The organism is Mesobacillus sp. LC4 (genome assembly GCF_053543455.1).
On sequence record NZ_JBGCUB010000002.1, the window covers coordinates 908,722 to 922,015 of the forward strand.

14 protein-coding genes and 1 riboswitch are annotated in these 13,294 nt (G+C 42.3%); of the genes, 9 read left to right on the top strand and 5 right to left on the bottom strand.

Annotated features, from left to right (window positions below; all coding sequences use genetic code 11):
• Positions 1-14: 14 nt before the first annotated feature.
• From AB5I83_RS10830 to AB5I83_RS10845, 4 genes are all read right to left on the bottom strand, one after another.
• Complete coding sequence (locus AB5I83_RS10830; RefSeq protein ID WP_167833957.1) at positions 15-410, bottom strand: c-type cytochrome; 396 nt, start codon at positions 408-410, stop codon at positions 15-17.
• A gap of 84 nt (positions 411-494) precedes the next feature.
• Entirely contained in the window at positions 495-1,037 is a 543-nt protein-coding gene (locus AB5I83_RS10835; protein ID WP_167833956.1) for a cbb3-type cytochrome c oxidase subunit II, read from the bottom strand.
• Positions 1,038-1,052: 15 nt separating this feature from the next.
• Positions 1,053-2,426 carry a cbb3-type cytochrome c oxidase subunit I gene (locus AB5I83_RS10840; protein WP_448975218.1) on the bottom strand — a complete coding sequence of 458 codons (1,374 nt, stop codon included), beginning with the start codon at positions 2,424-2,426 and terminating at the stop codon, positions 1,053-1,055.
• 222 nt (positions 2,427-2,648) lie between these two features.
• A complete protein-coding gene (locus tag AB5I83_RS10845) occupies positions 2,649-2,771 on the bottom strand; it encodes a hypothetical protein (protein ID WP_264163791.1) in 123 nt (40 codons plus the stop codon).
• 144 nt (positions 2,772-2,915) lie between these two features.
• Between AB5I83_RS10845 and AB5I83_RS10850 the strand changes: the two genes are divergently transcribed.
• The 7 genes from AB5I83_RS10850 (at position 2,916) to AB5I83_RS10880 (ending at position 9,697) form a co-directional block, all read left to right on the top strand.
• A complete protein-coding gene (locus tag AB5I83_RS10850) occupies positions 2,916-3,050 on the top strand; it encodes a hypothetical protein (RefSeq protein ID WP_264163790.1) in 135 nt (44 codons plus the stop codon).
• A 513-nt stretch (positions 3,051-3,563) separates the two neighbouring features.
• Positions 3,564-4,043, top strand: coding sequence for a DsrE/DsrF/DrsH-like family protein (locus AB5I83_RS10855; protein ID WP_448975221.1), 480 nt, complete (start codon positions 3,564-3,566; stop codon positions 4,041-4,043).
• A gap of 27 nt (positions 4,044-4,070) precedes the next feature.
• Positions 4,071-4,649 (top strand): sulfurtransferase TusA family protein, encoded by a 579-nt coding sequence (locus AB5I83_RS10860; RefSeq protein WP_448975223.1) that lies wholly within the window; start codon positions 4,071-4,073, stop codon positions 4,647-4,649.
• Positions 4,650-4,693: 44 nt separating this feature from the next.
• The gene (locus AB5I83_RS10865) at positions 4,694-5,815 is read left to right on the top strand and encodes an MBL fold metallo-hydrolase (protein WP_448975225.1); all 1,122 of its coding nucleotides are present in this window, start codon (positions 4,694-4,696) and stop codon (positions 5,813-5,815) included.
• Positions 5,816-5,902: 87 nt separating this feature from the next.
• Complete coding sequence (locus AB5I83_RS10870) at positions 5,903-6,130, top strand: sulfurtransferase TusA family protein (RefSeq protein ID WP_448975227.1); 228 nt, start codon at positions 5,903-5,905, stop codon at positions 6,128-6,130.
• Between the two features lie 107 nt (positions 6,131-6,237).
• Positions 6,238-7,014 (top strand): sulfite exporter TauE/SafE family protein, encoded by a 777-nt coding sequence (locus tag AB5I83_RS10875; protein WP_448975228.1) that lies wholly within the window; start codon positions 6,238-6,240, stop codon positions 7,012-7,014.
• An 847-nt stretch (positions 7,015-7,861) separates the two neighbouring features.
• On the top strand, positions 7,862-9,697 hold the full coding sequence (locus tag AB5I83_RS10880; RefSeq protein ID WP_448975230.1) for a M6 family metalloprotease domain-containing protein: 1,836 nt from the start codon (positions 7,862-7,864) through the stop codon (positions 9,695-9,697).
• 30 nt (positions 9,698-9,727) lie between these two features.
• Here the strand turns inward: AB5I83_RS10880 and AB5I83_RS10885 are convergent, their stop codons facing one another.
• Positions 9,728-10,624: a diacylglycerol/lipid kinase family protein gene (locus AB5I83_RS10885; protein ID WP_448975232.1), complete on the bottom strand. Its 897-nt coding sequence runs from the start codon at positions 10,622-10,624 to the stop codon at positions 9,728-9,730.
• Between the two features lie 308 nt (positions 10,625-10,932).
• Positions 10,933-11,074: riboswitch (cyclic di-AMP (ydaO/yuaA leader) on the top strand.
• Between the two features lie 179 nt (positions 11,075-11,253).
• Here AB5I83_RS10885 and AB5I83_RS10890 point away from each other — a divergent pair.
• Complete coding sequence (locus AB5I83_RS10890; protein ID WP_448975234.1) at positions 11,254-12,594, top strand: TrkH family potassium uptake protein; 1,341 nt, start codon at positions 11,254-11,256, stop codon at positions 12,592-12,594.
• Positions 12,595-12,606: 12 nt separating this feature from the next.
• Positions 12,607-13,263: a potassium channel family protein gene (locus AB5I83_RS10895; RefSeq protein ID WP_167833947.1), complete on the top strand. Its 657-nt coding sequence runs from the start codon at positions 12,607-12,609 to the stop codon at positions 13,261-13,263.
• Positions 13,264-13,294: the final 31 nt, after the last annotated feature.

The following is a 13,294-nucleotide window of genomic DNA, read 5'->3' on the forward strand; positions in this document are numbered from 1 at the left end:
GAAATCCTCCTTCCTTATCTGTAATCCTCTAAGTATTCATAAACTTTATCGATTTCTTTCTCTGTATAAAGGTGACCAATCGCAGGCATCGTGTTACGGCCTTTTTTAATGACGTTTTTGATGTCCTCTTCCGGCATCCTGTCGGTTACACCTCTCAAGTCAGGTGCTGCACCAGTAGCGTGGCAGCTCAGGCAAGTACCCTCGAAAATGAGCTCACCTTTATTATCCTGGGGAGCCGCCGCAGGTTCGACTGCAAGTTTTCCAGGCATGAAGATCGCATACCCGATCGCCCAGATGGCGACAACATAAAATACAGCGACCAGGAGCTTCGGCACTTTATTGTGTTCAATCTTGATACCAGAGACAATGTCTCCCTCTTTGCTGTCATGTTGCTGATATTCTTTTTTCATGTTTTACACCTGCCTTATGAATACTGATATGGGTGCTCATTACCCTGAACTATCTGGGTTCAAGGCAATGAGCGGTAATGGATCTTAATTATGGTCCATTGATTTTGCTTCTTCCCGTTCTTTCTTGTATTCTTCCAGTCTTTCTTCTGTTGGCTTGAGGCTCATCAGGTAAGCGACAAGATCATCCAGTTCCTGATTGGTAAGGTAATCGAAGGATGGCATGATTGTCCCAGGGCTTGTTGATTGTGGATCAATCAAGTGCTGGCGCTGCCAGTCCTCGTTATACTTCAATCCAACCCACATTAAATCAGGGCCGGTACGGTTAGATCCCAATAGATGAGGCAAATCATATTTATAGTCGCCGCCTTTTGATACAGGTCCTAAATTCTGGTTTGTATCGGCAGGCAACGCTCTTACAAATTGGGTGTGGCAAGTCTGGCAGCCGTTCTGGACATAGACGTCTCTTCCTCTTGCTTCAGCAGAATCCTCTGGATAATTGCGGAGCTCGCCGCTCGCAGTCGCAGAGTTGATTTCCTGATCGAAGAGGGGAAGGATGACGGTTCCGGCTACACCGAAAGTCCATAGAATTAAAGCAACGATTAATACAGCTGATGGTTTACGTTCCAACGTGTTCCCTCCTCATTAAGCAGTAGCAGCTTGCTGCTGTCCTTGCTGTTTTTTCTCAAGTTTTGCAAGTTTAATAGTTTTATACATATTCCATGCCAGGAAGAACTGAGCTACATACATCATTGTTCCACCGATTGCGCGCCCTTGTACGTAAGGCTCCATCATCAATACAGTTTGCAGGAATGGTATGCCGTCGATCCATGCGAATCCCTGTACTACACCAGCGATCCACAATGAGAATGCGAATACTAGGAAACCGACAGTAGAGAACCAGAAGTGTGCTTCCATTGCTCTCTTGCTGAACATTTCACGTCCAACGATTTTAGGCAGGATGTAATAAATTGCCGCGAAAGATGTGAAAGAAAACGCGCCAAATGGTCCCATATGTGCATGCCCAACAGTCCAGTGAGTGAACTTAATGACTGAACTTACTGATGGAAGGGCTTGCAGTGGTCCCTGAAGACAGGCAAAAAGATAAAATATTGTTCCCGCAACGGTGAAACGAAGCGGTACGCTAGTTCTTGTCTGTGACCAGGATCCTTTCATTGTTCCCCAGAAGTTGGCTAAAACGGCCCAAACCGGTATCAATAGAACGATTGAAGGAATAACTCCGGCTTTTGAAATCCAGCCTGGGATTGGTCCATTCATCAAGTGGTGAGGACCATTCCAAACATAAAATGTAGCAATTGCCCAGAAACCAATCATCGATAACTGGTGACTGTATAGAGGGCGGCCAGTCAATTTAGGAAGCAGGTAGTAAATCTGTCCAACACCCACCGTTGTCATCCACAAGCCGATTGCGTTATGTCCAAGGAACCAGCCCATCAATCCTTGCTGTACCCCACTTGGAATCCATTGTGCCGGGAAGTTGCCGACAATCCAGGTCAGTGGCAGCCATAGCAATGATCCGAGGAAATACCAAAGGCTGACATAAAGCATTTTTTCCTGGCGGCGTCCAACTGTCTTGAAAAGGTTATAAGCTACAAGTCCGATTGCGACAAGAAGCTGAACGTCAACCCAAAGTGGAAATTCACCATATTCGATGACCTCGGTCTGGCCAAACAGCAATGCGAAAAATCCTTCTAAAATGACAATGTTATAAAATACTAAACCAAAATTTCCTAGTTTCTCGCTATAAACCTTCGTTTTAGCAAGCTTGGGAATCATGTAGAACATGGATCCTACATAAGCCATTGATAACCAGGCGTAGATAACGAGCATGACGTGCGCCGAGCGAACATGCCCATAAGTTGTCCAGCGATTGTTCAACAATTCTGGCCAGATTTGTTTTGTTGCAGTAAGAAGTCCCATGCTCATGCCGATGATGATCCAAAAGACAGCAGCGATGAACCAATTCTTGGATGAACTCCATTTTTCGTCTGTAAACATTTTGACACTCCCTTGTTCATAAAATAAACACATAAATTTCACAATTTCTTCACAATCTGCTATGTTACATGATACATCCCAAGGAGAACTTAAGTTATTCAAGTTTTTTATAGTGTTATCCAATTGTTTTATACTTGCTGTCTAACTGGAAATAAACAGGCTTTATTTACATTTTTGACAAAAAAAAACAGAGTGAAATGGTTTCACTCTGTCAGGGGATTTTTAATTCTGTTCTTCATTTTTATTATACTTTTTGCGAAGTGAATCAAGGACGAAGATAATCAGGATAGGCACTCCGATGTAATAAAGGAAATCGAAGTAAAAGCCCAGGGATTGATGGTCCATTTTTATACCTCCCAATTGAATTTGAACACATTGTAATCTCAAAGGTTTCTTTTTACAACCCCTGAAAAATACTCTGGACGGTTTCCGGAAATTCTGTTAGAGTAATTCGATAGTATAGGATATTTAACAATAGGAGGTGGAAAAATGGCACCTGGAGCTTGGATTTTACTATTGGTTATGATTGCATTCACTGCGTCTGCAGGAATCATCTGGGCTTGGAGCAAGAAAAACGGGCTTTACGATGAAAGTATTAAATATAGAATGCTTGATGAAGAATAATCAAGCCTGACTCACAATCTTTACAATCTGCTAATTATAAAGATCTGTTTTCAGGACTTGGATTTATTTTTTTTATTATTCCACTATTTCTTCTGTTTATTGACCTCACATTTTCGAACCAATATTAATTCATTATTTCTTCAGGGAAATTATTTTCTTCTATATTATATTGTCTTCGGCTATCTATTTATTGTCCTATAACATATTGTCTTCAGCTAGATCTATTTATTGTCCTATAATAATTTCCACCCAACTTAAATACTAATCAACAATACATCAAAGGCAACATATGATAATAATATCCGCGTGTTCAGAATGCGAATTTCCAAGGGGAAAATTCGTATTGAATAATAAAGTCATAAAAAATTCATAATTACGGTTGACAAAGTGGTTAATCTTTTATAATATATACCCTGTGAGGTATTTAACAACGTAATCACGTTAGAAAAGATATTATATTTTTTTGCAGTCATAAATACCCATTACCGTAATTAAAGAGGGGGAAAAAAGATAATGGGAGAACAGAAAAAAACAACCATCATTTTATTCAGTGGGGATTATGATAAAGTCATGGCTGCATATATCATTGCTAATGGTGCTGCTGCCTATGATCATGAAGTGACAATTTTCCATACGTTCTGGGGTTTGAATGCTCTAAGAAAAGATGAGCCGATCCAGGCAGATAAAGGCTTCATCGAAAAGATGTTTGCCAAGATGATGCCAAGAGGCGCGAATAAATTAGGGTTGTCAAAAATGAACTATGCAGGATTTGGCCCTAAAATGATCAAGGATGTCATGAAGAGGCACAATGCAATGCCGCTTCCAGACTTGATTGAAATGGCTAAAGAACAGGATGTAAAACTTGTTGCCTGCCAGATGACAGTAGACTTATTTGGTCTTACTCAAGAAGAAATCATGGATGGCGTTGAGTTTGCCGGTGTAGCAGCTTACCTTGCTGATGCAGAAGACGGAAACGTCAACCTGTTCATCTAATAGATACTATTAATTGGAGGTCGACAAATGGAAACTGTTAAGACAAATGCTACAGTCGACGCAAAAGGGCTTGCATGCCCAATGCCGATTGTCAGAACGAAGAAAGCAATCAACAATTTAAATCCTGGCGAGGTTTTAGAGGTGCTTGCAACGGATAAAGGTTCTAGAGCAGATATCCAGGCGTGGTCAAAAAGCTCTGGCAACCAGTACCTTGGAACCATTGAAGAAGGAGATGTTCTAAAACACTATATCCGCAAAGGCGGAGCTGGTGAAGAACAGGAAGAAACAAAATATCCGAATGTTGTTTCAAACGACGATGTTGTCAAAAAGCTTGAAGCAAACGAGGATGTTGTTGTCCTTGATGTAAGGGAACCGGCTGAATATGCCTTTGGCCATATTCCAAATGCCGTTTCTATCCCATTTGGGGACCTTGATAACAGACTCGAAGAACTTGATAAGTCCAAAACAATCCTGGTTGTTTGCCGCACAGGCAACAGAAGCGATATGGCTTCCCAGACACTTTCAGGCAAAGGCTTTGACAAGGTTTGGAACGTCGTACCAGGCATGTCTGAATGGAATGGCCCAACTGAAACAAAAGTTCAGTAATTATTTTTTTGCAAAAAATTATACCCAGGGAGGTACAATAAATTATGAAAGCAATGACGTCTAAAGAAGTAACAAAAAAAGTATTCAATAAAGCACCACTATTCATCCTTGATGTCCGTAACGAGAGCGACTTTAATGACTGGAAAATCGAAGGCGAAAATTTCGAGTACTTTAACATCCCTTACTTCGACCTTCTTGATGGAGTAGAAGAAATCCTTGATAAAGTACCTACTGATAAAGAAGTTCTTGTTGTATGTGCAAAAGAAGGTTCTTCAGTAATGGTTGCAGAAATGCTGGAAGAAGCAGGCCGCGAAGTGTCATACCTTCAAGGCGGAATGAAGGCGTGGAGCGAACACCTTGAGCCTGTCAAAGTTGGCGATCTTAAGGATGGCGGATCAATGTACCAGTTCGTCCGTATCGGAAAAGGCTGCCTTTCTTACGCAGTCGTTTCAAATGGTGAAGCTGCTTTGATCGACGCGACAAGAATGACTGACGTTTATCTTGATTTCGCTAAAGAGCTTGGCGTTGAAATCAAACATGTATTTGATACACACTTGCACGCAGACCACATTTCTGGCGGCAGAAAAATTGCTGAAGCAACAGGTGCAACTTACTGGCTGCCTCCGAAAGATGCTGATGAAGTTACATTCAACTACCAGCCTCTTGAAGATGGCAACCTTGTAAAAATCGGTGAGACAAACATCGACATCAATGCACTATACACGCCAGGACACACAATCGGTTCCACTTCATTTGTAGTAGATGAAAAGTACCTTCTTTCTGGGGATATACTATTCATTGACTCAATTGGACGCCCTGATCTGGCTGGAAAAGCTGAAGACTGGGTAACGGACCTAAGAAACTCTCTATACACTCGCTATAAGCAGCTTTCTGATGAGCTTGTCGTTCTTCCTGCTCACTTCATGATCATTGAAGAGTTGAACGAAGACGGCAGCGTTTCTGAAAAATTAGGTACTCTTTTTGCGAAGAACCACGGTTTGAATATCGAAGATGAGGCTGAATTCCGCAGACTTGTAACGGAGAACCTGCCTCCACAGCCGAATGCATATCAGGAAATCCGTGAAACAAACATGGGGAAAATCAACCCAGACGATGAGAAGCAAAGAGAAATGGAAATTGGACCAAACCGCTGTGCGGTAAGATAAATCACTTATGGGGGGCTTTGCTCCCCGGAGAATACTACTTTAAAAACAACCCTAAAAACTTTTTAAACAACCAAGGAGGATTTTTACATGAACGTAGCAAAAGTATTAGACGCAAAAGGACTAGCTTGTCCAATGCCAATCGTAAAAACAAAGAAGGCAATCACTGACCTTCAATCTGGAGAAGTACTAGAAATCCACACAACTGATAAAGGCGCTGTAAAAGATCTAGCAGCTTGGGCACAATCCACAGGAAACGAACTTATGAAGCACGAAGAAGAAAACGGTGTGTTCAAGTTCTGGATGAAGAAGGCGTAATTGAACGAAAGGGGAGCTCGTCTCCTTTTTCTTTTGTTTTTTTGAAAAAGGAGTGGCTTCACAGCTTTTTTAAGAAAGTAGCTTTGTAAAAAAAAGGAGGAAGCCCGATGGATTTCACGTTTCTTATTGTCATCTTTCTAATTGGATTTATCGGTTCTTATATTTCCGGAATGGTTGGAATTGGCGGTTCAATCATTAAATACCCTATGCTATTATACATTCCGCCATTGTTCGGCATTGCTGCATTCAGTGCCCACGAAGTTTCCGGAATCAGTGCGGTCCAGGTTTTCTTCGCGACAATTGGTGGCGTCTGGGCCTACCGTAAGGGTGGATACTTAAATAAGACATTGATCATTTATATGGGTTCCGCTATTCTGGTCGGTTCACTGATCGGAAGCTATGGCTCTGGGTTCTTGTCCGAAGGCGGTATTAATCTCGTTTATGGTATCCTGGCATTAATTGCGGCAATCATGATGTTTGTACCGAAAAAGGGAGTAGATGATATCCCGCTTGACCAGGTTAGCTTCAATAAATGGCTGGCAGCATTCTTCGCATTTATCGTAGGGATTGGAGCAGGTATCGTAGGCGCAGCCGGAGCATTCTTGCTTGTGCCAATCATGCTGGTTGTTTTGAAGATTCCAACCAGAATGACAATTGCCACTTCATTGGCAATCACATTCATCTCTTCCATTGGATCTACAGTAGGTAAAATTGCCACGGGCCAGGTAGAATTTTGGCCAGCATTGATCATGGTAGTTGCCAGTCTAATTGCATCGCCAATGGGTGCAAATGCTGGTAAGAAAGTGAATACTAAGATTCTTCAGTACATCCTTGCATTCTTGATCTTAGGTACTGCAATTAAGATTTGGATGGATATCCTGTAACAGTCAGTTTGGAAAAAAGCTTCGCTTCGTGCGAGGCTTTTTCTGTTTTGACAGGATTCAGGTGGAGAGACTTAAAGCTGTCAAGAAAACGTAGTTATTATGACAGGATCCAGGTGGAGAGGCACGAAGCTGTCAAGAAAGCGTAGTTATTAAGACAGGTTTTAGGTGGGGAGGCATGAAGCTGTCAAGAAAGCGCAGTTATTATGACAGGTTTCAGGTGGAGAGGCACGAAGCTGTCAAGAAAGCGTAGTTATTATGACAGGTTTCAGGTGGAGAGGCACGAAGCTGTCAAGAAAACGTCGGTATTGTGACAGGTTTCAGGTGGAGAGACTCAAAGCTGTCAAGAAAACATCGGTATTGTGACAGGTTTGAGGAAAAAGCGTGAAAAGCTGTCAGAAGATTATCCAACTTAAGACAGGTTTGAAGGAGAAACGAGGAAAGTTGTCCGAACTAGCTCCAACTTAAGACAGGTTTGAAGGAAAGGCGTGAAAAGTTGTCAAAAGATGATCTAACTTAAGACAGGTTTGAAGGAAAAGCGTGAAAAGCTGTCAAAAGATGATCTAACTTAAGACAGGTTTTGGGAAAAAGCGTGAAAAGCTGTCAGAAGATAATCCAACTTAAGACAGGTTTGAAGGAAAAGCGTGAAGAGTTGTCCGAACCTTACTAACAAGTCTCATAAATAAAATATTATTTGGTTTATTATGGCAAAATAGTAAATATTTATAGCTGGCTGTTTAAAGTTAAGTCTTTCGACTCACGAGAAATACTATCAAACGATACTTTTTCCCTATTTAGAATATACTGAATATTTTATATTATTTAGGAAATGGAAATATTCTAATAGGGAGTGGATAATTTGTTAAAAGTTCTTTCTACATCAGCGCTTTCTCTAGCTTTGGCAGGAAGTGCGGTATTCGCTGGAGTCAGCTCAACTGATTCTGCTGTCAAACCGCAAAGTAAATATGAACTAAGCCTTGCTCACCATGTAGGTGCAGCTCCGGAGCTAGTTGATAGAGCAAAGGAATTAGGAATTGATATTTCGAAGGCCGATCCTGCTGAGAAAATTGCTAAAACAGGTGCGAAGTTTCAGCAACCGGGAGATAATCATGTGGCTTACAATGAAGCAACAGGTGATGTTCCTGTGCTTGTATTGTTAGCTAAATATCCTGATGGTGATGAGCCTGTTGGCGACATGCCAGGACAAGTACCTGCCAAGTATTATGAGGACCTGATTTTTGGCACTGAGTACAATCCGTATGAGCTAGAGCAATTCGAGCAATATGATGGTGCAGACGTTCCAAAGAACCGTACGATGCAAAATGCTTACACGGAGTCAAGTTATGGAAAGGTAAACCTTGTTCGTAAAGAAAATACCGATTTCGCTTGGGTAGAGATGCCTAAAGGTGCTTCATATTACCTTGACCAGGAAGGTACTTATGCAGAAGGTGGAGTATATAAGCTTGGGAACGTAAATGGTGATGCACATACAGGTGAGTTCATTCGTGATCTGTTAAAAGCAGCCGATGCACAAGTTGATTTTTCTCAATACGCTGAGAACGGTGAAGTTCCAAATATCTTCGTCATCCATGAAGGGACAGGCGCAGAATTCAGCCGCGACCCTGCTCAATTCTGGTCACATAAGTGGAGCTTGCTAAGCGCACTTTATTATGGGAAATACTATGAAACTGGCCAGCCTGCCGATGTTGATGCTGGTATGTCCCAGGGTGAATGGATTAACAAAACTGTGGCAGAAGACATGACTTACGATGGAGTAGTCGTAAACAACTACAACATCCAGCCTGGTATCGGCGGTAACGTATCTGGTTTTGATACAGCAACTAACTCATATAAAGAAGAGTTAAAAACGGGTCCTTTCCCTGCTCAAACTGGCGTTTACGCGCACGAGTTTGGACATGCTCTAGGACTTCCTGATTTCTATGATACTGTTTACTCATCTGAAGGTGTTGGTAACTACTCGATGATGGCCGGCGGTTCTTGGATGCGCTATCCTAATAAATCGGCTTATTCCGGAAACTCTCCAACTCACTTCGACCCATTCTCAAAGATTTTCTTAGGTTGGGCAGAGCCAATCGAAGTAACACCTGAGAGCGGCGTTCAGGAAATCACTTTACCGGCAGCTAATGCGGCCAAAGCTGATAACGGCATTGTTAAAATGGAAGTTCCAGGTTCAAACGGAACTGAATACTTCCTGTTTGAAAATATGCAGCAAGAGGGCTTCAATAAAGGAATGGTACGCCAGGGTGAAGATGCTCATGGATTAGTGGCATGGCATGTTGATGAAAATGTCATCAACCTTTACCAGACTGCTGGATTCCGTCCGAATAACGTGGAAAACTGGATGAACAAGCGCTTCCAGTTCAATCAGTCACAGACTGCAAGCAGTGGTGAAGTGGTCACACACTATGGTCTTTCTGTCCTTCAGGCGGATGGCAAGTATGATCTAGAGAGGAACCTTAACCGCGGTGACGCAGCTGACTTCTTCAAGACTGGCAGCAAGCTGACTCCAGTTAGCGGAAAGGTCCACACAGGTTCTTACTACTTCTGGAAGGGCTATGGTGCTACACCGGCTGACTCCGGAATTCACGTAACGGATATCAAGGAAAATGAAGATGGCTCGATCTCAGCTAAGTTCTTCTATAACTTTGATTCTAGTGTGAAGTAAAAACAAAAACTGAGCGGGACTCGTTCCCGCTCAGTTTTTGTTATTTAAAAAAGGAACAAATATATCCAAGTGTCCTGGAAGTACTTTTGCCTTAAAAGGCAATGGCTCGCCTTCTTCACCGTCGATGTTCACAACATGCGCCTTGTCAGATGTAATATTGAGATAAGAAGTCCGTATATATTCGACATCTTCACTTTCCTCTAACTCTCCTTTAATAAGCGAAGGGACAAGGGAAGCGATTTTCGGAACGGAAACTTTTTTGATGATGAAAGTATGCAATTTTCCATCATTCAACTTTGCTTCGGGAGCAAGGGACTCGAAGCCGCCAACAGAATTCGTCAGTGCAGCAAGCAGCAGGAAAGTATGACCTTCCCATTTTCCACCTTCATGTTCGACGACTAAATCGATTGCTTCGCCATTAAGGAATGATTTTGCTCCTTCCATAAAATAAGCCAGGGAACCAAATCTGGTCTTCAGTTCTGGACTCACATTATAAGAAGCTTCTGCAATGGATCCTACAGCTATGACATTCGCGAAATAATGATCATTGATTTTCCCTATATCCACAGGGCGGAGGTTTTGCTTTTTTAAAATTTCCATGGCTTCATAAGGGTCCAGTGGAATAGTAAGAGCCCTCGCAAAATCATTGATCGTACCAAGTGGAATGATGCCCAGAGCGGGCCGGTGGTTTTGTTCAGCCAGTCCATTTATGGCCTCATTGATGGTCCCGTCGCCGCCCATTGCAATGACGGTATCGTATAAAGAAATGCAGGCCTCAGTTGCAAATGCTGCAGCGTCGCCCTCTTTCTCAGTTCTTCGAATATCGATTTTATCGTATCGGTCACGTAATGTTTCCTCTATTTTTTCAGCGTAGTCCGCTGCTTTTTCCTTTCCTGAAGATGGATTCAAAATAATCATGGCTTTCATCCACGATAACCTCCCGAACAATTTATTTAAGAAATGAGTATCAACCCTTAATAATTGCCGTGTTTATTCAACCCTATTATTTACCTTTAAATGAATCGATATAAACTCCAATGCGCCTAGTAAATCACCCCAATATTCAATACCTGTAAAACGGAGAAAAACGGCGATTCAGTAAGAAATACGATTGTTTGTCATCAATTATCGTTGAAATTGAATGAAAAGCGCCTTTTTTGGCTTTCTCTTCATGTTTACAATGGAATGGCGGAGGAGTATGATTACAGCAGTTTAAGATATTAAATGAGTTTCATATTTCTAAATCGCTGAATCTGAATAGAGCGGGGGAACCAACTTTGTGGAGCAATCCACTTGGGGTGAGGCCTGGATAACAGGCGGGGCTATTCTGAGCCCTAATCCGACAGCTAACTCCGTAAGCGTTGCAGAAGAGGAAGATGAAGCTTGTGTGACAGTATGTATAAAGTCCACAAGGCTGCTATCTTTTAGCCTCTGGGGGCTTTTTTGTTTTGCTGTATTTTAGATATGTCGACTATTCTAAATTCCAGATCGAACAAAGTCCCTGCAAAGAAATATTAGACGCATAATTCCTCATACTAAGGAAAGAAGGAAGGATCATGCGCAAGAAATTGTTTTTTAGATTAGATCCACCGAAAGTACTTGTTTTTGGATTTGGAGCCATGATTCTTTTAGGGACATTGTTGCTATCACTGCCAGCATCCACTGTGGATGGTAGGGGACTTCCGATTTTGGATGCCTTGTTTACGGCAACTTCGGCCACTTGTGTAACAGGTCTTGTCGTCGTTGACACAGGTGATACCTTTACTCGCTTTGGGGAAATGGTCATCCTGTCGATGATCCAGGTTGGCGGACTGGGTTTCATGAGTTTTGCCACTTTGCTTGCATTTATTTTAGGTAAAAGGATTTCGTTCAAAGAAAGGCTGATCATCCAGGAGTCATTGAATAACGAGACTGTAGAAGGGATTGTCAGGCTTGTCAAACGAATTTTCCTTTTTACAGCAGTAGTCGAAATTACCGGCGGGATCATTCTATCTCTGCGGTTTTCACAAGAAATGGCCGCTGGAAAAGCGATTTATTTTGGATTTTTCCATGCTGTTTCGAACTTTAATAATGCCGGATTTGATTTGATGGGTGGATTCAAAGGGCTTACTGCCTATGCTGAAGACCCGATCGTCAATATCACCATGATCACTCTTATCAGTTTGGGAGGGATTGGGTTCATTGTCATGAATGAGCTATTTGACTATCGCAAGACAAGGAGACTTTCCCTGCATTCAAAAATCGTTTTAGCACTATCGGCTGTTTTGGTGTTTGGAGGGGCGCTCCTGATTTTTATCCTGGAATTTAACAACCCTTCCACCTTGAAGCCAATGACGATGACTGGTAAAATATTCGGAGCGTTTTACCAGGCTGTCACACCGAGGACAGCAGGGTCCAATACATTGAATATCCCAGACTTGAAGCAGTCAACCTTGTTCTTGATCATCTTCCTTATGTTCATCGGTGCTTCGCCTGGGTCTACAGGGGGAGGAATCAAGACCACCACCTTCGCCGTCCTGATTGGTGCTGTGAGGTCACAAATTCGCGGCCGGGAGGATGTCACTTTTTTTGGAAGAAGAATGGATCATACCATCATTTCTAAATCATTGACAGTTACACTGATTTTCCTTTTTCTAATAGGATTGGTTACAATGGTGTTGACCATTACCGAGCCTGGCAAAGAGTTTCTGGTGCTATTATTTGAGACGGTCTCAGCTTTTTCAACAGTCGGTCTGTCCATGGGCTTGACCCCTGAGCTGTCATTATACGGAAAAATATTAATAACGATAACGATGTTCGCGGGCCGGGTTGGTCCGTTAACATTGGCTTATGCAATTGCGAAAAAAAGAAAAGAGGATCATTATCGATATCCAGCTGGAAAAGTGATGATTGGGTAGGAGGATGTTATTATGGCAAAGCAGTATGCAGTAATTGGAATGGGACGTTTCGGGTCCAGTGTGGCGACCACATTATATCATGAAGGAAATGAAGTACTAGCGATTGATAAAAGTGAACAACATATCGAAGACTATAAGGAGTTTGTAACCCATGCGGTCATCGGTGACTCAACCGATGAGCAAACTTTGAAAGCAGTTGGAATCAGGAACTTCGATACTGTCATTGTGGCAATAGGGGATGACATTCAGGCTAGTATTCTAACCGTCCTCATTCTAAAAGAGATGGGAGTCGCCAATGTCGTTGCCAAAGCTCTTAACAAGCACCATGCGCAAGTATTGTTCAAGGTTGGCGCGGATAAAGTCATTTTCCCGGAACGAGATATGGGAGAAAGAGTTGCCCACCAGCTAATGGCATCACCGAATGTATTGAACTTCATCGAGCTCTCGGATGACTATAGTATCGAGGAAATCAAACTTCCGTTGAGCATGGCTGGCAAGAACCTGATTGAAATCAATCTGCGTGCCAAATATAATATCACCGTAATCGGCGTAAAGACGGCCAACAAAGTCGACATCTCTCCAGATCCAGAGAAGACATTAAGAGCGGAGGATATCCTGATTGTCCTTGGTGAAAATGGCGATTTGAACAGGTTTACGAAAATAAAATAATCCAAATGAAAGCGGGCTGTTAAGACAGCCT